At 76.5% G+C, this 20,482-nt stretch carries 18 protein-coding genes; 11 read left to right on the top strand and 7 right to left on the bottom strand.

Features of this window, described 5'->3' with window-relative positions; genetic code table 11:
* The first annotated feature begins 15 nt into the window (after positions 1-15).
* From QYM41_RS11540 to QYM41_RS11525, 4 genes are all read left to right on the top strand, one after another.
* On the top strand, positions 16-1,527 hold the full coding sequence (locus QYM41_RS11540; protein ID WP_368799882.1) for an MFS transporter: 1,512 nt from the start codon (positions 16-18) through the stop codon (positions 1,525-1,527).
* Positions 1,528-1,642: 115 nt separating this feature from the next.
* Positions 1,643-2,167 (top strand): mycothiol transferase, encoded by a 525-nt coding sequence (locus tag QYM41_RS11535; RefSeq protein WP_368799881.1) that lies wholly within the window; start codon positions 1,643-1,645, stop codon positions 2,165-2,167.
* Positions 2,168-2,466: 299 nt separating this feature from the next.
* Positions 2,467-4,155, top strand: coding sequence for a M23 family metallopeptidase (locus tag QYM41_RS11530; protein WP_368799880.1), 1,689 nt, complete (start codon positions 2,467-2,469; stop codon positions 4,153-4,155).
* A 110-nt stretch (positions 4,156-4,265) separates the two neighbouring features.
* Positions 4,266-5,693 (top strand): FAD-binding oxidoreductase, encoded by a 1,428-nt coding sequence (locus QYM41_RS11525; protein WP_368799879.1) that lies wholly within the window; start codon positions 4,266-4,268, stop codon positions 5,691-5,693.
* A 12-nt stretch (positions 5,694-5,705) separates the two neighbouring features.
* Here the strand turns inward: QYM41_RS11525 and QYM41_RS11520 are convergent, their stop codons facing one another.
* From QYM41_RS11520 to QYM41_RS11510, 3 genes are all read right to left on the bottom strand, one after another.
* Positions 5,706-6,635 carry a serine hydrolase gene (locus QYM41_RS11520; RefSeq protein ID WP_368799878.1) on the bottom strand — a complete coding sequence of 310 codons (930 nt, stop codon included), beginning with the start codon at positions 6,633-6,635 and terminating at the stop codon, positions 5,706-5,708.
* A 52-nt stretch (positions 6,636-6,687) separates the two neighbouring features.
* Entirely contained in the window at positions 6,688-7,221 is a 534-nt protein-coding gene (locus QYM41_RS11515) for an alpha/beta fold hydrolase (RefSeq protein ID WP_368799877.1), read from the bottom strand.
* A 74-nt stretch (positions 7,222-7,295) separates the two neighbouring features.
* The gene (locus tag QYM41_RS11510; RefSeq protein ID WP_368799876.1) at positions 7,296-7,943 is read right to left on the bottom strand and encodes a maleylpyruvate isomerase family mycothiol-dependent enzyme; all 648 of its coding nucleotides are present in this window, start codon (positions 7,941-7,943) and stop codon (positions 7,296-7,298) included.
* A 73-nt stretch (positions 7,944-8,016) separates the two neighbouring features.
* On the opposite strand from QYM41_RS11510, the gene QYM41_RS11505 reads away from it, so the two are divergent.
* From QYM41_RS11505 to QYM41_RS11485, 5 genes are all read left to right on the top strand, one after another.
* Positions 8,017-8,487: a MarR family winged helix-turn-helix transcriptional regulator gene (locus tag QYM41_RS11505; RefSeq protein ID WP_368799875.1), complete on the top strand. Its 471-nt coding sequence runs from the start codon at positions 8,017-8,019 to the stop codon at positions 8,485-8,487.
* A gap of 119 nt (positions 8,488-8,606) precedes the next feature.
* Positions 8,607-9,614, top strand: coding sequence for a zinc-dependent alcohol dehydrogenase (locus QYM41_RS11500; protein ID WP_368799874.1), 1,008 nt, complete (start codon positions 8,607-8,609; stop codon positions 9,612-9,614).
* Positions 9,615-9,644: 30 nt separating this feature from the next.
* Positions 9,645-10,064 (top strand): 6-pyruvoyl trahydropterin synthase family protein, encoded by a 420-nt coding sequence (locus QYM41_RS11495; RefSeq protein WP_368799873.1) that lies wholly within the window; start codon positions 9,645-9,647, stop codon positions 10,062-10,064.
* Positions 10,061-11,266 (top strand): glycosyltransferase family 4 protein, encoded by a 1,206-nt coding sequence (locus QYM41_RS11490; protein WP_368799872.1) that lies wholly within the window; start codon positions 10,061-10,063, stop codon positions 11,264-11,266. Before QYM41_RS11495 ends, QYM41_RS11490 begins: the two co-directional genes overlap by 4 nt.
* On the top strand, positions 11,263-12,123 hold the full coding sequence (locus QYM41_RS11485; RefSeq protein ID WP_368799871.1) for a class I SAM-dependent methyltransferase: 861 nt from the start codon (positions 11,263-11,265) through the stop codon (positions 12,121-12,123). The genes QYM41_RS11490 and QYM41_RS11485 overlap by 4 nt, the downstream gene beginning before the upstream one ends.
* Here the strand turns inward: QYM41_RS11485 and QYM41_RS11480 are convergent.
* On the bottom strand, positions 12,116-12,883 hold the full coding sequence (locus QYM41_RS11480) for a CDP-alcohol phosphatidyltransferase family protein (protein ID WP_368799870.1): 768 nt from the start codon (positions 12,881-12,883) through the stop codon (positions 12,116-12,118). The genes QYM41_RS11485 and QYM41_RS11480 overlap by 8 nt on opposite strands.
* 96 nt (positions 12,884-12,979) lie before the next feature.
* Here QYM41_RS11480 and QYM41_RS11475 point away from each other — a divergent pair, with 96 nt between their 5' ends.
* The gene (locus tag QYM41_RS11475; protein ID WP_368799868.1) at positions 12,980-13,867 is read left to right on the top strand and encodes a lysylphosphatidylglycerol synthase domain-containing protein; all 888 of its coding nucleotides are present in this window, start codon (positions 12,980-12,982) and stop codon (positions 13,865-13,867) included.
* A 252-nt stretch (positions 13,868-14,119) separates the two neighbouring features.
* Positions 14,120-15,604: an N-acetylmuramoyl-L-alanine amidase gene (locus QYM41_RS11470; protein WP_368799866.1), complete on the top strand. Its 1,485-nt coding sequence runs from the start codon at positions 14,120-14,122 to the stop codon at positions 15,602-15,604.
* A 65-nt stretch (positions 15,605-15,669) separates the two neighbouring features.
* Here QYM41_RS11470 and xdhC read toward each other — a convergent pair whose 3' ends face one another.
* From xdhC to QYM41_RS11455, 3 genes are read right to left on the bottom strand one after another with little or no spacing between them, the layout of a single operon-like run.
* Positions 15,670-16,464, bottom strand: a complete 795-nt coding sequence (gene xdhC, locus QYM41_RS11465; protein ID WP_368799865.1) for a xanthine dehydrogenase accessory protein XdhC — start codon at positions 16,462-16,464, stop codon at positions 15,670-15,672.
* Position 16,465: 1 nt separating this feature from the next.
* Positions 16,466-18,841 carry a xanthine dehydrogenase molybdopterin binding subunit gene (gene xdhB / locus QYM41_RS11460; RefSeq protein WP_368799864.1) on the bottom strand — a complete coding sequence of 792 codons (2,376 nt, stop codon included), beginning with the start codon at positions 18,839-18,841 and terminating at the stop codon, positions 16,466-16,468.
* Positions 18,838-20,349, bottom strand: coding sequence for a xanthine dehydrogenase small subunit (locus QYM41_RS11455; RefSeq protein WP_368799863.1), 1,512 nt, complete (start codon positions 20,347-20,349; stop codon positions 18,838-18,840). Before QYM41_RS11455 ends, xdhB begins: the two co-directional genes overlap by 4 nt.
* Between the last annotated feature and the right edge of the window lie 133 nt (positions 20,350-20,482).

Here is a 20,482-nt window from a genome sequence, read left to right as displayed (position 1 = left end):
CCCCGGAGGTGAACCATGACCACTCTGCTGACGCCCCGCCCCACGGCCGGTGCGCGCGAATGGGCCGCGCTCGCGGTCCTGATGATGCCCGTCCTGCTCGTGTCGGTCGACAACACGGCCCTGAGCTTCGCGCTGCCCACCATCTCCCGCGCGCTGCACCCCACCGGGGCGCAGCTGCTGTGGATCGTGGACGTCTACCCCCTCGTGCTCGCCGGCCTGCTCATCCCCCTCGGGTCCCTGGGGGACCGGATCGGCCGCCGGCGGCTGCTGCTCATCGGCGGCACCGGCTTCGCGGCGGTCTCCGCGGCCTCGGCCTTCGCCCCCACGGCCGAGCTGCTCGTGGCGGGCCGGGCCGCGATGGGGCTCTTCGGCGCCATGCTGATGCCGGCGACCCTGTCCCTGCTGCGCAACATCTTCCTGGACCCGGGCCAGCGCCGGATCGCGATCGCGGTGTGGGCCGGCGGCTTCAGCGGAGGCGCCGCGCTGGGCCCGATCGTCGGCGGCTTCCTGCTCAACCACTTCTGGTGGGGCTCGGTGTTCCTGATGTCCGTGCCGGTGCTGCTGCCCCTGCTCGTGCTCGGTCCCGTGCTGGTGCCGGAGTCGCGCGACCCCCGGCCCGGGCCCGTGGACGTCCCCTCCGTGCTGCTCGCGATGCTCGCCATGACCCCCGTGGTCTACGGCATCAAGGCGGCCACCGCCTCCGGGGAGCTCTTCCACGGCCTGCTCAGCGCGGCCTTCGGCGTGCTGGCCGGCGTGCTGTTCGTGCGGCGGCAGGCGGTCCTGGCGCACCCGATGCTCGACCTGAGCCTCTTCCGGCACCCGGGGTTCCGGGGCGGGGTGACCGTCAACGTCCTCGGCAACGTGGGGCTCTACGGGTTCCTGTTCATGCTGACCCAGTACCTGCAGCTCGTGGTCGGCCTGGACCCCATGGCCGCCGGGCTGACCATGGTCCCGGGCCTCGTGCTCACGGTCCTGGCCGGCTTCCTGGCGGTGCGGGCCGTGCGGTGGCTGAGCCCGCGGACCGTGATCACGGCGGGGATGCTCCTGTCCTCGGCCGGGTTCCTCGTGGTCGCCCTCGCCGACCTCTCCGCGGGCGCCGTGGGGGTCCTCGCCGCCTTCTGCCTGGTCGGCACCGGCATCGGGCTCGCCGAGACGCTGTCCAACGACCTCGTCCTCACGGCCGCCCCGCCGCACAAGGCCGGGGCCGCCTCGGCGATCTCGGAGACCGGCTACGAGGTCGGCGCGGTGCTGGGCACGGCCGTGCTCGGCGGTCTGCTGACCGCGTTCTACCAGCGCCACCTCGACCTGCCCGCGGCGCTGGCGGCGGGCCCGTCCGCCGCGGCGCACGAGACCCTCGGCGGAGCCGTCGGGATCGCGGAGGACGCCGGGGCCCTGGGGCCTGCCGTGCGGGAGGCGGCCTTCGCCGCCTTCACCGCGGGCATGCACTGGACGGCCCTGGTCATGACGGTCGGGGTGGTCCTGGCCGCGGGCACGGTCGCCCGCCTGCTGCGGCCGGCGGCGTCCTGACCGGCCCCGGGCCGTGCCGGTCGTCCGCGACCGGCGGTCCGGCGACCGCCGGCCGCACGTAGGCTCGGGGGCGGAGGGGCCGCCCGGCCCCCACGGTGCGGAAGGAGTGGTCGGCATGACCCTGCAGGAGCTGTTCGAGGACGCCGCGCGGCGGCCCTCCCACGTGGCGCAGCACGTGCTGGAGGCCATCCCGGGGGAGGTGCTGAACACCATGCCGGGCGGGACGGCGAACTCGGTGGCCTGGCTGGTGTGGCACGCGGCCCGCCAGCAGGACGTGCAGGTCGCCCAGCTCGCCGGCACGGACCAGGTGTGGACCGCGGAGGGCTGGAGCCGGCGGTTCGGTCTCGACGTCCCCGAGTCCGCCACGGGCTTCGGCGACGGACCGGAGGACGTGGCCCGGATCCGGGTGGCGTCCCCCGACCTGTTGCAGGGCTACCTCGACGCGGTGGTGGAGCGCACGGTGGCCTACGCCCGCGGGCTCGCGGACGACCGGTGGGACGACGTGGTGGACCGGTCCTGGACCCCTCCCGTTACCCGCGGGGTGCGCCTGGTGAGCACGGTCGACGACGCCGCGCAGCACCTCGGCCAGGCCGCCTACGTCCGGGGCCTGCTGGAGGACGGGTGGTCCGGGCCCGCCTGAGGGGCGCACGGACGTCTGTGCGGTCCGCCCGAAGGGGTGCGGGAGGCCGGTGGCACCCTCCGACGACCATTTGCGTTTGCATAAAGTCGTCGTGTGACAAGGCGCCGATGAGGGGACGGCGGATCCCTCGGCCGCCGCGAGTTGTTCACTTAAGCTGATGCCGCGGGGCGAGAGCGCCCCGACCGTCTGCTCGAACTTCTCGTCGCCTCCCGCGACATCCTGGGGGAAACACCGTCATGCCCCGCGACTCCTCTCGCCGCCCTGCGCCCGCCGACCTGCGTCACCGTGCCTCCTCGCCGGTGACCGCCCTCACCGCGTTCTCGGCCCTCGTGGCCGTCAGCGTGGCCGTCAGCACGGGCATCGCGCCGGAGACCGGCGGGGAGCGGGGGGCCTCGGCCTTCGGCGCCCCGGCCGCCGCCTCCGCCGAGCGGCAGCGCGGCGGCTGGACCCTGCTCGCGGCGGGACAGGAGCAGGCTGTTCCTCCGGCCGGGCCGCTGCGGGAGGACCGTGCGAGCTCGCCCGTGCGGGACGGCGGCGCGGGCCAGGGCTCCTGGCGGGCCGGCGCGGGGCGCGGCGAGGGCGGCCGGCACGGGGCCTCCACCGTGCGTCCGGGCCGGCAGGCGCCGAAGCTCTACCAGGGCGAGCTGCCCGTCAACACCCTCATCGCCCCGGCCCGGCCCGGGGCCGTCCTGCCCGGCGGGCAGTTCGGCTGGCGGATCGCCCCCGACCGCGGCGGGCGCGAGTTCCACAACGGCACCGACGTCTCCGCCGCCGCGGGCCTGCCCGTCGTGGCCGCCCTCGACGGCGTGGTGACGGCCGTGTTCTGGGACGTCTGGGGCGGCAACCGGGTGGAGGTCACCCACGCGGACGGGCTCAAGACCACCTACAACCACCTCGAGGACGTCCGGGTGCGCACCGGCGACCGGCTCGCCGCCTCCGAGCAGCTCGGCACGGTGGGGGCCACCGGCATCCGCGTCACGGGCCCGCACCTGCACTTCGAGACCTGGGTGAACGGCCAGGCCGTGGACCCGCAGTCCTTCGACTGGGTCGACGGCATGCGGGTGATCCCGGCCTCCCGCAGCAAGTACTCCCTGGAGGTCCCCGTCGCGGACCCGGCCGAGGACCCGGCCGCGCAGCAGGCCGCCCTGGACAAGAAGGCGGCCGCCCAGAAGAAGGCCGCCCAGCAGAAGGCAGCCCAGCAGAAGGCAGCCCAGCAGAAGGACGCGGCGCGGAAGGCCGCCGCGCAGAAGGACGCGGCCGCGAAGAAGGCCGCGGCCCAGAAGGCCGAGGCCGCGAAGCGGGCGGCGGCGAAGAAGGCCGCCGATGCCGCGCAGGGCCCGGGACGGGAGGAGTCCCCGACCGGGGAGCGGCCCGTGCCGCAGGACCAGGCCGCACCGGCTCCCGCGACGCCGGTGGTGCCCGCGCCCGGACAGGACGCCCCGGTGGTGCCCGGGCCCGCGCCCGCGGTCCCGGCGGCCCCCGCGCCCGTGCCGGAGGCTCCCGTCGTGACCGTGCCCGAGTCTCCCGTCGTGACCGTGCCCGTGCCGGACCCGCCGGTCCCCGGGGAGACCCCCGTGAAGCCCGAGCCGGAGCCGGAGCCGGTGGTGGTCCCGGAGCCCGTGCTCGAGCCGGGAGTCGCCCCCGTCGTCGTCCCGGACACGGTGCGCGACCTCGACGAGGACGGGATCCTCGACGTCGAGGACGACGACATCGACGGCGACACGATCCCCGACGAACTGGACGATGACGTCGACGGGGACGGGATCGACAACGTCGACGACCCGGACATGGACGGGGACGGCCTGCGCAACGAGCTGGACGACGACCTCGACGGGGACGGGATCCCCGACGTGGAGGACGAGGAGCCCCGCCGTCCCGCCGCGGCGGTGGCCGCGGCCACCGTCCCCGTCGAGGGAGCGGACGCCGCGGCGGCTCCGGAGGCCGGACCCGCGCTGGAGGCCGGTGCGGACGGGGCGGACCTGCCCTGAGCTCCGGCGCGGAGTTATGCACGCGTGACGAGGGCTTTCGTCGTGTGCTGCACCGGCCGGACTAGAATTTGCCTCTGGGGCGACACATTCTTCGCGCAGGAGCGGAAGCCATGAGCACCACGGACCACCGTGCGCCGGACGACGCGACGGCCAGGGCGCTCCGGGAACTCCGGGACCGGCTCGCGGGCGGACTGGTCGAGCCGGGGGACCCCGACTACGACAGGGCCCGCCGGGTCTGGAACGGGATGATCGACGCCCGTCCGCGGGCCGTCGTGCGGGCCGGGGACGTCGGCGACGTCGACCTCGTCCTGGCCGCAGCCCAGCGCACCCGGCTGCCGCTGGCCGTGCGCGGCGGTGGGCACGGGGTGGCGGGGCACGGCACGGTCGAGGGCGGCCTGGTGCTCGACCTCGGGCGGTTGCGCGGTGTCGTGGTCGACCCCGCGAACCAGCTCGTGAGCGTGGAGCCGGGTACCACCATCGCCGGACTGGACCGGGCCACGGCCCGGCACGGCCTCGCCGTGCCGGGCGGTCTCGTCGGCGCCGCGGGCGTCGCGGGCCTGACGCTGGGCGGGGGCATGGGCTGGCTGACCCGCAGCAACGGGCTGACGCTCGACAACCTGGACTCCGCCGACGTCGTGACCGCCGCCGGCGACCACCTGCACGCCAGCGAGGAGGAGAACGCCGGGCTGTTCTGGGGACTGCGCGGCGGCGGCGGCAATCTCGGGGTGGTCACCTCCTTCACCTTCCGGGCCCGCCGGCTGCCGTCGGCCGTGCTCGCCGGGAACCTCTACTACCGCAGCCCGCACTGGCAGGACGCCCTCACCGCCTTCGCCGAGTGGTCGCGCGGTCTGCCGGACGAGATGAACCCCGTCCTGAGCCTGGCGATCCCGCCGCCCGGGGCGGGGATGGGCGACGACCCCGTGCTGACCGTGGGCTTCAGCTGGGTCTCCGAGGACCACGTGGCCGGCCTGGACGTCGTCGACGGCCTGCGGGAGCACGCACCGCCCGACGCCGAGGAGATGGGCCCCACGCCGTGGGTCACCTGGCAGGGCGCCCGGGACGGTGCCTTCCCCAAGGGCTCGCACGGTCACTGGCGGAACGTCCCCTTCTCCCGGCTGGACGAGGAGGTCGTCGACGTCCTGGCCGGGCTGGGCTCCGGGATCACGTGCCGGGGCGCCGGCATCGACGTCCACCTCCTCGAGGGCGCCTTCGGCCGGGTGCCCGAGGAGGCCACGGCCTTTCCCAACCGGTCCGCCCGGTACTGGCTGACGGTCTACGGGGTGCGGCACGACCCCGCCGACGACGAGCGCCTCGCCGCCTTCGTCCGGGGCGTGCGCGAGGGGATGCAGCCCTTCGCCGAGCACGGCGAGTACATCAACCTCATGGGCCCGGACGCCGAGCTCGGGGGCGACCGCGCTGAGGCCGCGCGCCTGGCCTACGGGCGGGAGAAGCACCAGCGGCTGGCCGCCCTCAAGGACCGCTACGACCCGGGGAACCTCTTCCGGCACAACCTCAACGTCGCCCCGGGCCGGCGATGAGCCCGCGGCCGCTCAGACGGCCCCGAGACCGAGGTGCAGCTCCACCACGGCGGTGGCCACGTCCTGGCCGCAGGCCGCACTCGGGTAGCCCGAGCCCAGCACCGCGATGTGCTGGGCCGTCCCGCCCGCCCTCGCCCGTCCCACGCTGTGGACGTCCCACCGGCCCGCGGCGTCCGGCAGCCACCCGTTCTTGACGAGGGTGCCCTCCGCGCGCGCGGTCCCCACGCCCCACGTCTGCGACGGGTGGGCGGGCCGCATCTGCTCCCGCAGCCAGGCCAGGTCCTCCTCGGGCAGCCAGCCCGCCCCGTGGACGACCGTGCGCAGCACGGCCAGCTGGTCGGAGGCCGTGGTCAGGTTGTGGCCCCAGCCGCCCGAGGACCGGGTGGAGGTGACGCCCATGAGGTCGTAGGTCTCGTTGAGCTCGCTCTCCATGGCCGAGACCGTGGGGCCGAGCGCGCCGTAGAGGGCCGAGGTGGACTCGTTGCCGCTCTCGTGGACGCTGTCGCGGATCAGGGCGCGCTGCTGCTCCGTGAGCCGGCCCTCCCGATCGGCGGCCAGACGCAGGGTCGTCAGGGCCAGCGGCACCTTCGACAGGCTCGCCTCCATGCCGGTCAGCTCCGGGCGGTGGGCGAGGACCGTGCGGCCGTCCGGGTCCTGCACCAGCAGCCCGATCTCGGCGCCCACCGCCGCACCGAGGCCGTCGAGCGCGGCGGCGAGGGCCCGCCGGTCGTCCTGCGCCGTGGGCCCGTCCGGGACCGCGAACGGCCCGGCCGCCGCCGGGCCGCAGGAGGCCGGGACGGCGATCGACGGCGTCCCGGCCGCTTCGCTGACGGATCCGGCCGGCAGCGCCGCCGCGGGGGCCGGGGCGGCGAGTCCCAGGAGGAGGGCGAGGGCCCCGGCGGTGCGGACGGTCCTGCGGTGCTGCGGGTGCGATCGGGTCATGGCACCCATGCTCCCGCACGGCGGCGGATCCGCCGACCCGCGCGGGGTCACCTCACGCAATGAGTCCGCGGTCCGTCCAGGACGTCGGCTGGTGCCCGCCCGAGGGGAGCAGCACGAGCTGGGCCGAGGGCAGCCGCTCGCTGAGGCAGTGCGCGTGGGCGGGGGGCACGACGTCGTCGTCCTCGGCGTGGACCACGACGATCTCGAGGTCCGCGAGCGTCCGGCCCACGGTGGAGGGCAGGGCGAAGCCCTGCTCCTCCACCTCGGGGTGCTCCGGGCACCAGCAGGGCGCCGCCACGGTCACGACGCGCTGCAGCAGCGTGGGGATCCGGTGGCAGAGGAAGCGCAGGGCCTCGGACCCGCCGAGGGAGTGGCCCACGATCACCCACGGCTCGTCCGGGATGGCCCGGATGGCCCGGCCGATGGCCTCCTGCCACTGCTCCGGGTCGGGGTCCTCCGGGCGGGGGAGGCCGGGGGCCACGACGTCGGCGTCCGGCCACTGCCGCCGCACGGCCTCGAGCACCGGGTTGCCGCCGTCGGAGGGCTGGGGGCCGGCACCGTGCAGGAAGAGGATGCGCTGGACCATGGGTCACCTCGGGGACCGGGGGAGGAGACGGCGGGCGCCGCCTCCTCCAGCGTCCTCGCCGCCGCCGCGGGGTGTCAAGAGCCGCGGGCGGCCTCCGCCCCCGGTGCCACGAGGGCCAGCCCCGGCCCCTCGAGCCGGTCGAGCGCGGCCGTCCGGCCGGTCAGCAGCAGGAGCAGCGCCTCCATGGGCCCGCGGACCTCGGGCCCCGCGCCGGCGCGCCAGTCCGTGTCGGTCGCGGTGAGCGTCACCCCGCGCAGCCGCCGGCGCGCCCGGAACGGGAACGACACGGACCACACCCGGTCCGCGGCCGTGCGGGCGGCCTCCGGAGGCATGGCGTGGTGGCGGCCCAGGGGCAGGGCGATGTCCTGGGTGTGGACGAGGACGTCGAGGAGCGGGTCCCGCACGCCGGTGCCCGGGGGGTGGCGCCTCGAGCCGTCGAGACGGCGGTAGTCCGCGACGATCTGCTCGACCGGCCGGCGGGCGCGGCGCCGGGCGTCCAGGAGCACGGCGCGGTCGTAGTTGCCCCGGCCGCGCCACAGGGCCCGGGCGAGATCGGCGACCCCGAACTGCGGGGAGGAGATGACGTGGGCGGCCACGTCCCGCACCGCCCACCCCGGGCACAGCGTGGGGTGCCCCCACTCCTCGGGGCTGAGGGTCTCGAGCAGGTCCGCCAGCGCGGACCGCTCCCGGTGGACGGCGTCCCAGATGGCGGTGCGGTCCATGGTAATCTCCCCTAGTAGTCAGGTTTCCTGACTGAATTTTCCGGCGGGTCCGGCACGGTGTCAAGGGGTGGAAATGCACGGGGACGAGGCGACGAACACGGGGCTGCTGCTCTACTACCCCTACCGGGACATGGAGATCCGCGTGCTGGAGGCCCTGCACGCCGCCGGCTTCGCCGACCTCTCCTACGCCCAGGCCAGGATCTTCCAGCGCATCGGCCCGGAGGGCACCCGCACGGTGCAGCTGGCGGAGCAGGCGCGGGTCACCAAGCAGACGGCCAGCCTGCTCGTGCAGGCCATGGAGGAGGAGGGGTACGTGGAGCGGCGGCCCGACCCCTCCGACGCCCGGGCACGGCTCGTGACCGTCGCCGAGCGCGGCCGGGCCGCGCAGGCGGTCGCCGCCGACGTGGTCGCCGAGGTGGAGGAGCAGTGGCGGCGCCGGCTCGGGTCCCGCCGCTACGCCGCGCTGCGCCGGGCGCTCGCCGAGCTGCACCAGGAGGACGGCGGCGTCCGGTCCTCCCCGGCCGGGCCGGGGCCGTTGAGCTGACCCGGATCAATCCGGGACGGCCGGCCCTGCGGTTCCGTGGCCGGCCGGGTGCGGGCGGGCCACGGTGGCGCGCCGCGGTCCCCGGTGGCGCGCAGCGGCCGGCACGCCACAATGGGACCATGACCGACGCCGCTCGCCCCTCCCCGCCGGAGGACCCCCGCACCTGCCGCGCCTACTGGACCGTGGAGCCCGGCCGGGGGGAGCTGCGCACCGGACGGCTGCCCGCCCCCGGCCCGGGTGAGGTCGAGGTGCGGGCGCTGCGCTCCGGGATCAGCCGCGGCACCGAGTCCCTCGTCCACCGCGGCCTCGTCCCGGCACGCGTGCACGAGCGGATGCGCGCCCCCTTCCAGGAGGGGGACTTCCCGGGCCCGGTGAAGTACGGCTACCTGGCCGTGGGCGTCGTGGAGCGGGGACCCGAGGAACTGGTGGGCCGGCGGGTGTTCAGCCTGCACCCCCACCAGGACCGCTACGTGCTCCCGGCCTCGGCCGTGACCCCCGTGCCCGAGGACGTGCCCTCCGACCGGGCGGTGCTCGCAGGCTCGGTGGAGACGGCTGTCAACGCCCTGTGGGAGGCCGCGCCCCGGTTCGGGGACCGCGTGGCCGTGGTGGGCGCCGGGATGATCGGGGCGTGCGCGGCCGCCCTGCTGGCCCGCTTCCCGCTCGCCCGGCTGCAGCTCGTGGACCCGCAGCCGGCCCGCGGGGAGCTCGCGGGGCGGCTCGGCGTGGAGCACGTGCTGCCGGAGGACGCCGCGGGGGAGTGCGACCTCGTCCTGCACGCCTCCTCCACCGCCGCCGGCCTGGCGCGGGGACTCGAGCTGCTCGGCGACGAGGGCGAGCTGATCGAGCTGTCCTGGTACGGCGACCAGGACCCCGCCGTCCCGCTCGGCGCCGACTTCCACGCCCGCCGCCTGCAGATCCGCGCCAGCCAGGTGGGCGTCGTCGCCCCCGCCCGCCGGGCCCGCCGCACCACCGCCGACCGGCTCGCCACCGCCCTGGACGCCCTCCGGGACCCGCGCTTCGACGCGCTGCTCTCCGGGACCTCCTCCTTCGAGGAGCTGCCCGCCACCATGGCGCGGCTCGCCGAGGACGCCCCCGACGTGCTCTGCCACGTGGTCCGCTACGACTGACCTCCCTGCCCCGCCGACCCGAGGAGACCCGTGTTCACCCTGACCGTCCGAGACCACATGATGATCGCCCACAGCCTGCCGGACCCCTTCTTCGGCCCCGCCCAGAACCTGCACGGGGCCACCTACGAGGTGGAGACCACGTGGTCCCGGCCGGTCCTCGACGAGCACGGGGTGGTGATGGACATCGGCGTGGCCAACGACCTGCTCGCGGGCGTCCTCGACGGGCTGCGCTACCGCAACCTCGACGAGCACCCGCACCTCGCCGGCCGGCTGACCACCACGGAGGTCCTCGCCCAGTACGTGGCCGAGCGGCTGGCGGCGGGCGCCGGGTCCGTGCCGGGTCTCGAGCGGCTGACCGTGACCCTGCGCGAGAACCCCGACGCCTGGGCCTCCTACACCCTCGAGCTGCCCGTGCTGAGCGCGCGCGGCGGGCCCGACCCCGCCCGGTGAGCACCCCGGAGGCGGCCCTCGACGTGGTGGTGCCCGACGACGGCGGGCGGCCCACCGGCGGCTCGCTCTACGACCGCCGGCTCGTGGCGGCGCTGGACGCCCTGGGGCACCCGGCCCGGCTCGTGCCGGTGGCCGGCACCTGGCCCGCCCCGGACGGCGCCGCCCGGACGCTGCTGCGGCGGGCGCTGGGCGCACCGGCCCCCGGCCGGGCGGTCCTGCTCGACGGCCTCGTGGGGTGCGCGGCCCCGGAGGTCGTCGAGGACGCCGTGCGCTCCGGCGTGCCCGTGCACCTGCTCGTGCACCTGCCCCTGCCCGCCGAGGCCGGACGGGACCCCGCGGCCGCGGCGGAGCTCGCCCGGCGGGAGGCCGCGGCCCTCGCCGCCGCCACCGGGGTGCTGACGCCCAGCGTGTGGGCCGCCCGGGACCTCCGCCGCCGCTACGGCACCGCGGACGCCGCCGTGGCCGAGCCGGGGGCCGAGCGCGGGCCGGTGGCCGCGGGGTCGAGCCCGCCGCGGCTGCTCTGTCTCGCGTCCCTGACCCCGCGCAAGAACCAGCGCCTCCTGCTGGAGGCCCTCGCCCCGCTGACGGGCCCCGACTGGGCGCTGGACCTCGTGGGCCCCGAGGGCGAGCCGAGCCACGTCGAGGAGCTGCGCGCTGCGGTCCGGGAGCTCCCCGATCCGGGGCGCGTGCGCTGCCCCGGACCCCTCGGCGGCGCCGCGCTGGCCCGGCAGTGGGCGCGCACGGACCTGCTGCTGCTGCCCTCCACGGCCGAGACCTACGGCATGGTCGTCACCGAGGCGCTCGCCCGCGGCGTGCCCGCGGTGGTCGCGGCCGGCACCGGGGCGGTCGAGGCCCTCGACGGCAGTCCGGAGCCCCCGGACGGGGCCGCCGGCCGGGCGGGGGCCGTCCTCGACCCCGCCGACCCCTCCGCCTGGACCGACGTGCTGCGGGACTGGCTGACCGACCCCGGCCTGCGCGGGCGGTGGCGCGCCGCGGCGCTGGCCCGCCGCGGGCGGCTGCGCCGCTGGGAGGACACCGCCCGCGACGTCCTCGCGGCGGTGGGCCGGCTCCCCGGCCCGCCGGAGCCCGCGGCCCGCGGCTCCGGCCCCGGCCGGATCACCCGTCCCCGCCCCGGACAGGGCACCCGTCCCGACGCCACCGACGCCACCGGCGTCACCGACCGACCCAGGAGATCCTCATGACGCACCACCCCGTCCCCGACCGTCCCGTCGCCGGCGACTGGCTGGCCCTGCGCGAGCCCGCCGACGCCGCCGCCCGGGAGCACTCCGCGCCGCTGATCACCCGCCTCGTCCAGCACTGGGAGGAGCGGGCCGGAACCGCGGGCACCCCGGGCGAGGAGCCCGTCGTGGTCGTGGACCTCGGGGCGGGCACCGGGGCGAACCGGGCCTGGCTGTCCCGGCACCTCCCCGGGCCCCAGCGCTGGATCCTGCTCGACCACGACCGCGAGCTGCTCGAGCAGGCCGTGGCCGCGGCCCGGGCGGACGGTGCGGACGTGGAGCCCGTGCTCGCCGGGGTCGAGGACCTCGGCCGGGTCCTCGCGGAGCACCCGGCCGCCCGCCGGCTCGTGACGTGCTCCGCGCTGCTCGACCTGCTGACCGGCGAGCAGATCCGGGACCTCGCCCGGGAGCTGGCCGAGCAGGACGTCCCCGCGCTGCTCGCCCTCACCGTCGACGGCGAGGTCCTGCTCGACCCGCCGCACCACCTCGACCCCTCGGTGCTGGGCGCCTTCGAGGACCACCAGCACCGCGGTGAGCTCGCCGGCACCGACGCCGTGCGGCTGGCCGCGGAGGCCCTGCGGGAGCGGGGCATGGTCGTGGACGTGACCCCCACCCCCTGGTGGGTCTCCGACCAGGCGTGGGCCCGGCCCCTGCTGGAACGGTTCCTCGCCGACCGCGCGGACGCCGCCGTGGAGCACCGTCCGGACCTCACCGCCGAGGCCCACGCCTGGCTGCGCACCCGGCTCGTGGACTGCGCCCGCGGCCGGCTGCGGGCCACGGTGGGGCACGCGGACGTGCTCGGCCTGCCGTCCGTCAGCTGAGCTCGCGGGCGCCGCGCTCCAGCCACAGGACGTCCCGGCCGAAGGACCCCAGCAGCAGCACCAGCGCCACGGCGGTGGCGGCCACGGCCAGCGGCAGCGGGATCAGGGGCACCAGCGCGCCGAGCAGCACCCCGCCCTGGATTCCCGCGACCACCCGCCGGTACGAGGAGAACGGCAGATCGCGGCGCCACGCGGGCCGGAGCCGCAGACCCAGCAGGAACAGGTACCGCAGGGCGCCGATCACCACCACCCACCCCGCCTCCGGCAGCCCGAGCCGGGCGGCCAAGGCCACGGAGAGCACCAGCAGCAGCGCGGCGTCGACCTCCTGGTCGAACCGCGCCCCGGCGCGGGTGGCGGTGCCGGTGCGGCGGGCCACCCGGCCGTCGATTCCGTCCAGCAGCCAGGCGGGCAGTGCGACCGCGAACAGGGCCCAGCACCAGGCGTCGGAGGGCCGGCCCCCGTCCTGGCCCAGCAGGGGGGCCAGGCCCACGGGCAGGAACGCCGCTGCCAGGGCGACGAGCACCGACCGGCCGACGGTGACCCGGTCGGCGGGGCCGTAGGGCTCGCCGCGGCGGCGTACGGTGCTGCGCACCACGACGCCGAGCACGGCGAGCCCCAGCAGCCCGGAGGCCACCAGCACGGGGAGCTCCACGTCCGCCAGCAGGGTGAGGGCCGTGAGCGCTCCGGCCAGGGCCCCGAAGGCCAGGAGACCGTCCCGGGACGCGGAGGGGGAGGGGTCGGTGGAACGGGCCAGGGGCATGCGGTCGCCTTTGTCGCGTCGGGGGTCTTCATCCTGAGCGGGTGCGGCCCGCCGCGTCAATCCGGGCGGCGGAGCGGCGGTGGCTAGACTGCGCCCATGCCCGCCGAGACCCCGCCCGCCCCCGGCCGGCGGCCGGTGGCCCGCGTGCTGCTGGCCGCCGGGCAGGCCGCGGCCGGACTGGTGCTCCTGGCCCTGCTGTTCCGGGCGCTGGGCACGGAGGCGGTGGGCAGTGCCCTCGCCATCCTCTCCCCCGCCACCGTGGCGCTCGCCCTGGGGGCCGGCCTCGTGGCCACCGCGGCCCAGGCCCAGCGCTGGCGGCTCGTGGCCCGCAGCCGGGGCACCCCGATCGGGTTCCGGGAGGCCCTGGTCGAGTGCTGGGCGTCCGGGCTCGTCAACCTGCTGCTGCCGGGCGGCGTGACCGGGGACGTCGTGCGGGTGCTGCGCCGCCGCCGGCGCGGGGACAGCTGGCCCGGGGCCGGCGGCGCCGTGCTCGGCGAGCGGCTGGCGGGGACCTCCGTGCTCCTCGCGGCGGGGGTCGTCCCGGCCCTGGCGGTCGGCGGCTGGCTGGCCGCGGCCCTCGGTCTCGGCGCGCTCGCCGTGGGGGCCGTCGCCTGGCGCTCCACGAGCGGGGCCCCGGTACGGGACCGGGCCGGGGTGTGGGCGCTGTCCGTGCTCGCCTGGGCCTGCTTCCAGGGCCTGTTCCTGCTGGCCGCCGTGCGCACCGCGCCGCAGGAGACCCTGGCGAACCTGTGGGGGACTACCGTGCTGGGCCTCGCCGGGATGTCGGTCCCCGTCGGGGTCGGCGGCTGGGGTCCGCGGGAGGGGATCACCACCCTGGCCGCGATGGCCCACGGCCTGTCCGCCGGGACCGGCTTCGCGATCTCGATCGGCTACGGGCTGCTCGCCCTGGTCTCCGCGCTGCCGGGCGCCGTGGTACTCGTGCGGTGGTTGCGGCCGGCGCGCCCGATCGCCGCCCGGCCGTGACCGGCGGCCGGAGCGCCGCCGAAGGACAGGGGCGCACCGGACTCGGGGTCCAGCGCCCGAGGGCCCGACGGCGGTCGGCGACACCGCCGGTCGTCCCGGCGTCACCGTCCGCCACACGGGCCGTGCGGGGTTGTCCTCCTCCGCGGGCCGACCCACACTGTGACGACCAGAGGGGCGCGACGCGTCGGCGGGGGCCGGTGCCGTGGGCCGCGGAGCCCGTTCGCCTCGACCGATCACCCGGGGGTCCTCGCCATGCGCCGTTCCGTGAAGTTCGTCGTGCACGCCGTCGTCGCCGGGCTGGTGGTCTCGCTGGCCGTGCTGTGGTCCGGTCCTGCGGTGGCACGGACGGTGCCGGAGACGGTCGCCGACTCGAGACCCGTGCAGACCGGCGAAGTGCCGACGGACTTCACCATCGACTACGTCGGAGTCCTGTGGGACGTCCCGGCCGGACAGGAGCACGCCGCGGAGGCGCCCGGGCCGGAACCGCACGGGGCGGTGCGCTTCCGCAAGGACGGGGAGTGGGGGCCGTGGACGCCCTTGCATGAAGACGGGGTCACGAGCCCGGGGCAGTGGGCCAGCGCCCTGGTGCCCGCCGCCGACGCCGAGGCCTACCAGGTGCGCGGCGTCCCCGCCTGGGCCGACAACCAGCGGGCGGTGGCCATGAACACCACCGACGGGCCCCGGATGTCCGTCGGAGAGACCCCGGGCGGGGCTGCCCAGGCCCTGAACAGCAGCCAGTGCCGGTCCCGGGCCGACTGGGGGGCCGACGAGTCCCTGCGCCACGACGCCGCCGGCAAGGAGATCTGGGCCCCGCAGTTCTACGACGCCCAGGTCACGACCGTCCACCACACCGCGACCGCCAACGACGACCCCGACCCGGCCGCCACCGTGCGCGCCGTCTACCGCTACCACGCGGTCGACCAGGGCTTCGGGGACATCGGCTACCAGTACCTGATCGACGAGTTCGGGATCGTCTACGAGGGCCGGTGGTCGGGCACGGCCAGTGCCTCGTGCGGCGGCGCGGGCGGGACCGGGGCGGACTTCGCCCACGAGGAGGGCACCGACCGGATGGTGACCGGTGCCCATGTCGGCGGCTGGAACTCCGGGAACCTGGGGGTGGCGCTGCTCGGGGAGTTCACCGACCACCGCCGGTTCGGCACCGACCCGGAGCCGGCGGCCATGTCCTCCCTGGCGGACCTGCTGGCCGAACTCGCCGTGCGCCACGACCTCGACCCGCGGGCCACGGTCAGCTACGTGAACCCGGTCAACGGGACGCAGCGGAGCGCGCCGACCATCGGCGGCCACCGGGACTACGAGGCCACCGAGTGCCCGGGCGAGCGCCTCTACGCCCAGCTGCCCTCCCTCCGCCTGCACGTGGCCGACAGGACGGCGGCCTCCGCCGACGACCCGCCCCGTGTCGCGCTCACCGGCCCCGCCGAGGGCGCGACGGTGAGCGGGACCATGCCGGTGACGGCCGAGGCCACCGACGACGTGGGGCTCGCCCAGGTGGTCTTCGCGGTGGACGGCAGCGTGCTGGCCACCGACACGGACGGCACCGACGGGTGGACGGCGTCCTGGGACAGCACCACGTCCGCCGACGGCCCCCGGACGCTCTCGGCGACCGCCACGGACTCGGCCGGGCAGACCTCGACCGACCGGGTCGAGGTCACCGTGGGCAACGGCGCGGGCACGGGCCCCGGCAAGGGCCGGCCGGCGGGTCCGCGCGGCGGCCGCTGAGCCGGCGGCCCCGGCTCCGGTGGTCCACGCCCCGTGGTCCACGACCCCGGCGGCGGGGCCGTCGATCAGAGGGGGAGCGCCCGGAGCAGGTCGGCGGCGACGCTGACGGCGATCACGGCCGGGGCCTTGCCCGGGACACCCGGGAGCCCGATGGGGCAGGTGATGCGCTCCAGTGCGGCGTCGGAGTGCCCCTCCTCCCGCAGCCGCGCCCGGAACCGCGACCACTTGGCCGAGGAACCGATCAGGCCCACGGTGCCGAGGTCGTCCCGGCGCAGCGCGGCGTCGCACAGCACGAAGTCCTCGGCGTGGTCGTGGCTCATGATCAGCACGTGCGCCCCGGCCGGCAGCGCGGCCAGCACGTGCTCGGGGACGGGGCTGTGGTGGAGGTGGGCCTGCGCGGTCCCGTCGGTGACATCGGCCAGCCGGGCGGGGTCCAGCTGCCCCTCGCGGCTGTCGACGAGGTGCAGGTGCAGGGGCAGACGGGACAGCACCCGGGCGAGCTCGTGGCCCACGTGGCCCACGCCGAACACGGCGACCGACGGCCGGGCGCGCTGGGGCTCGAGCAGGACCGTGACCACGCCCCCGCAGCACTGCCGCCCGTGCTCCACGGTGGCGTGCTCGTTGAGCGAGAAGGTCATCGTCTCCGGGACCGCGGCCCCGGAGTCGAGCAGGGCCCGGGCCCGCTCGAGCACGGTCGCCTCGAGGTTGCCGCCGCCCACGGTGTCCCACGCGGCGGTCTCGGACACGACCATCTTGGCCCCGGCCTCCCGGGGGGCGTGCCCGCGCACCTGCGTGACGGTGACGAGCACCCCCGGCGCGCCCTCCGTGCGCAGGTGCTGCAGGGCGTCCAGCCAGTCCACGTCAGCGCGCCGCCGGAGCGGCCGGAGCGGCGACGTCCTCCACGGGCAGGGCGTGGCGCGCCTCCTGGAGCGCCCAGAACACGGCCTCCGGGGTGGCGGGGCTCGCGAGCTCGGTGCTCCGCCCGCCGGGCCCGAACGCGGCCGCGGCTTCCCGCAGCGCCTCGCGCACGCTGAGGGCCAGCATCAGCGGCGGCTCGCCCACGGCCTTGGAGCCGTAGACCACCCCGCTCTCGGTGGCCTCCTCGAAGAGGTGCACGGCGAACTCCTCGGGCATCTCCGAGAAGCTCGGCAGCTTGTAGGTGCTGGCGGACTGCGTGGCCAGCCGGCCCCGGTGCGGCCCGTCGGACTCGTCCCAGCGCAGCTCCTCGAGGGTGAGCCAGCCGGCGCCCTGGACGAAGCCGCCCTCGATCTGCCCCACGTCGATCAGCGGGGAGAGGCTGTCGCCCACGTCGTGGACGATGTCCGTGCGCAGCAGCCGGTAGGCGCCGGTGAACCCGTCGACCTCCACCTCGGAGACGGAGGCGCCGTAGGAGAAGTACTTGAACGGCTCGCCCTGCATCCGGGTGCTGTCCCAGTGCAGCCCGTCGGTCCGGTAGTAGCCGGCGGCCCACAGCGGGACCCGCTGGAAGTACGCGTCGTGGGCGAGCTCGGCGAAGGACGTCTGCCGGTCGGAGAAGCCGATCCCGGTCACCGTGCCGTCCACGAACCGGACGTCGGCGGGATGGATGCCGAACGTGCGGGCGGCGACCTCGGCCAGCCGGTCCCGGATCTGCTCGCACGCGTTCTTCACGGCCCCGCCGTTGAGGTCCGCCCCGGAGCTCGCGGCCGTCGCGGAGGTGTTGGGCACCTTGTCCGTGCGGGTGGGCGCCAGCCGGACGGCTTCCAACGGTACCCCGAGGGCGGTGGCCGCGACCTGGCGCATCTTGGTGTGCAGCCCCTGGCCCATCTCGGTGCCGCCGTGGTTGATGAGCACCGACCCGTCCTTGTAGACGTGCACGAGCGCACCGGCCTGGTTGAAGGCCGTGAGGTTGAACGAGATGCCGAACTTCACCGGGGTGACCGCCAGCGCCCGCTTGGTGTCGGGGTGGGCGGCGTTGAACGCCGCGATCTCCTCGCGGCGGCGCTCGACCTCGGCCCGGTCGAGCAGCTGCGTCCAGATGGTGCGCAGCCGCTCGGCGTGCCGGACGGGCTGGCCGTAGGGGGTGGACTGGCCGGGGACGTAGAGGTTGCGGTGGCGCAGCTCCGTGGGGTCCAGGCCGAGCAGCGGGGCGCACCGGCCCATGACCTCCTCGATCACGAGCATGCCCTGCGGTCCGCCGAAGCCGCGGAACGCCGTCTGGGAGGTCTTGTGGGTCTTCGCGATCCGGCCGTGGACTCGCACGTGGGGGATCCAGTAGGCGTTGTCGATGTGGCACAGCGTCCGCTGCAGCACGGGCTCGGAGAGGTCCAGGCTCCACCCGCCGTCGCTGGTGACGGTGGCCTCCAGGGCCTGCAGGTGCCCCCGCTCGTCGAAGCCGGCCTCCCACCGGGCGTGGTACGGATGACGCTTGCCGGTCATGGTGAGGTCCTGGGTGCGGTTGAGCCGCAGCCGCACGGGCCGGCCCGTGAGCACGGACCCGAGGGCGGCGACGGCGGCGTAGCCGTGCGGCTGCATCTCCTTGCCGCCGAACCCGCCGCCCATGCGCAGGCACTGCACGGTGACCTCGTGGCTGTGCAGGCCGAGGACGTGGGCGACGATCTCCTGGGTCTCCGTGGGGTGCTGGGTGCTGGAGTGCACGAAGACCTGCCCGCCCTCGTCCACGTAGGCGAGGGACGCGTGGGTCTCCAGGTAGAAGTGCTCCTGGCCGCCGAACTCGAGCTCCCCGCTGAAGCGGTGGGCGGCGGCGGCCAGCGCCGTGCCCGTGTCCCCGCGGCTGACGGTGGGCTGCCCGCCCTGGAAGCTGCCGGCCTCGACGGCCTCCGCGAGGGTGATCAGCGAGGGCAGCGGCTCGTAGTCCACCTCGACGGCGGCGGCACCGAGCCGGGCGGCCTCCTGGGTCTCGCCCAGCACCCAGCACACGGCGTGCCCGTGGAACATGACCTCGGCGGGGAACAGCGGCTCGTCCTGCTTGGTGCCGGAGTCGTTGACCCCCGGCACGTCCGCCGCGGTGAGCACCCGGACCACCCCGGGGACCTCCAGCGCCGGGGCGGTGCGCACGTCCAGCACCCGGGCGTGGGCGTGCGGGGCCTGCACGGGCCAGGCGTGCAGCACGTCCTGGTGCCGCACGACGAGGTCGTCGGTGTACAGGGCCGTGCCGGTGACGTGCAGGGCGGCGCTCTCGTGCGCCACGGGCACGCCCACCACGGGGGCGGCGGGGCGGTCGGCGAGGGACGTCATCGGGAGACCTCCGGAGCGGGGGCGGGGGCGTGCTGCGCCCAGAACTTGAGCAGGGCCTGCTCGAGCATCGCCGAGCGGTAGCGGGCGCTGGCCCGGTGGTCGTCGATCGGGGTGCCCTCCCCGGCCAGGGCGGCCGCCGCGGTGACGACCGTCTCGCGGTTCCACGGGGCCCCGTCCAGGAGGCGCTCCGCGCCGTGGGCCCGGATCGGGGTGGCCGCCACGCCGCCCAGGCCGATCCGCGCGGACGAGACCGTCCGGGCCTCCACGTGCACGGCGATGCCGACGGCCACGCTGGAGATGTCGTCGAAGCGCCGCTTGGCGATCTTGTGGAACCCGCTGTGCCGGGCGAGGGGCAGCGGGATCCGCACGGCGCGGATGATCTCCCCGGGGCGGCGGACGCTGCGCCGGTAGCCCGTGTAGTACTCGTCCAGGGGCACCTCGCGCTCGCCCCCGGCGGAGGCCAGCACCACGGAGGCGCCCAGGGCCAGCAGGGCCGGGGCCGAGTCGCCGATGGGCGATCCGGTGCCCAGGTTGCCGCCGAACGTCGCGGCGTTGCGGATCAGCCGGGAGGCGAACTGCGGGAAGAGCTGGTCGAGCAGGGGCACCCGTCCGGCGAGGCCGCGCTCGACCTCGGACAGGCTCAGGGCCGCACCGATCTCGACCCCCTCCTGTCCCACCTCGAGCGTGCGCAGCTCCTCGAGCCGGTCCACGGCGAGGGACAGCGGCGGACGGGTGTGGCGGATGTTGACCTCCACGCCCGCGTCCGTCGACCCGGAGATCAGCTGGGCCCCCGGTTCGCGCTCCAGGTGCTCGAAGAGCTCGTCCAGGGAGCCGGGCCGGACGAACCGTGCGCCGTCGGCCTCCACCCGGGTGGGCGGGGCGGGCTGCGCGGGCCGCTCCTGGCGCCGGAGCAGGGGGTCGACGTCGGCCGGGGCCCCCAGGGCGTAGGCGGCGTCGCGGATGGGCCGATAGCCGGTGCAGCGGCAGAGGTTGCCGCTCAGGGCGTGCAGGTCGAACCCGTTGGGCCCGCACTCGTGGCCGGCCGCGTGCTCCTCGCCGGTGACCGTGGTGCCGGTCTGCGCCGCGTCGGCCGCGCCGGAGGCGTCGCGCTCGGGGCGGTAGTACTCGGCGGCCATGGCGCAGACGAACCCCGGCGTGCAGTAGCCGCACTGGGAGCCTCCCCGGACCGCCATCTCCTGCTGGACGGGGTGCAGCGCCGCCGGCGCGCCGGCCCCGGGGGCGGATCCGAGCCCCTCGGCGGTGACGATCTCCTGGCCGTCGAAGGCGACGGCGGGCGGCAGGCACGCGTTGACCGAGGTCCACCGGCTGCGGCCCTCCCCGTCCGGACGGGCGACCAGCACCGCGCAGGCGCCGCACTCGCCCTCGGCGCAGCCCTCCTTGGCGCCGGTCAGGCCCTCGCCGCGCAACCAGTCCAGCAGCCGGGTGTGGGGGTCGGCCCCGGCGCAGCTCCTGGCCCGGCCGTTGACGGTCACTCGGGTGTCGCTCATGCGCGGTGCTCCTCGGTGCGTGCCACTGGCCGCGACCTGGAGTCAGGCGGTTCCCCGGGGGACACCGGGAGCTCTCTGGCGGCGGACCAGCGCGATTCGTCGTTGCTCGCCCGGTAGATAGTCCGCTGCGGGA

The sequence above is a fragment of the Kocuria oxytropis genome (genome assembly GCF_040981195.1).
GTDB lineage: Bacteria > Actinomycetota > Actinomycetes > Actinomycetales > Micrococcaceae > Kocuria > Kocuria oxytropis.
Note: the sequence above shows the minus strand (reverse complement) of the source record. Positions and strands in the feature narration are given on the sequence as shown.

Bases quoted from the DNA above. Each gene is read 5' to 3' on its own strand.
- QYM41_RS11540 (WP_368799882.1), top strand. From the start codon at position 16: ATGACCACTCTGCTGACGCCCCGCCCCACGGCCGGTGCGCGCGAATGG.
- QYM41_RS11535 (WP_368799881.1), top strand. From the start codon at position 1,643: ATGACCCTGCAGGAGCTGTTCGAGGACGCCGCGCGGCGGCCCTCCCAC.
- QYM41_RS11525 (WP_368799879.1), top strand. From the start codon at position 4,266: ATGAGCACCACGGACCACCGTGCGCCGGACGACGCGACGGCCAGGGCG.
- QYM41_RS11520 (WP_368799878.1), bottom strand. From the start codon at position 6,635: ATGACCCGATCGCACCCGCAGCACCGCAGGACCGTCCGCACCGCCGGG.
- QYM41_RS11515 (WP_368799877.1), bottom strand. From the start codon at position 7,221: ATGGTCCAGCGCATCCTCTTCCTGCACGGTGCCGGCCCCCAGCCCTCC.
- QYM41_RS11510 (WP_368799876.1), bottom strand. From the start codon at position 7,943: ATGGACCGCACCGCCATCTGGGACGCCGTCCACCGGGAGCGGTCCGCG.
- QYM41_RS11505 (WP_368799875.1), top strand. From the start codon at position 8,017: ATGCACGGGGACGAGGCGACGAACACGGGGCTGCTGCTCTACTACCCC.
- QYM41_RS11500 (WP_368799874.1), top strand. From the start codon at position 8,607: ATGACCGACGCCGCTCGCCCCTCCCCGCCGGAGGACCCCCGCACCTGC.
- QYM41_RS11485 (WP_368799871.1), top strand. From the start codon at position 11,263: ATGACGCACCACCCCGTCCCCGACCGTCCCGTCGCCGGCGACTGGCTG.
- QYM41_RS11480 (WP_368799870.1), bottom strand. From the start codon at position 12,883: ATGCCCCTGGCCCGTTCCACCGACCCCTCCCCCTCCGCGTCCCGGGAC.
- QYM41_RS11475 (WP_368799868.1), top strand. From the start codon at position 12,980: ATGCCCGCCGAGACCCCGCCCGCCCCCGGCCGGCGGCCGGTGGCCCGC.
- QYM41_RS11470 (WP_368799866.1), top strand. From the start codon at position 14,120: ATGCGCCGTTCCGTGAAGTTCGTCGTGCACGCCGTCGTCGCCGGGCTG.
- xdhB (WP_368799864.1), bottom strand. From the start codon at position 18,841: ATGACGTCCCTCGCCGACCGCCCCGCCGCCCCCGTGGTGGGCGTGCCC.
- QYM41_RS11455 (WP_368799863.1), bottom strand. From the start codon at position 20,349: ATGAGCGACACCCGAGTGACCGTCAACGGCCGGGCCAGGAGCTGCGCC.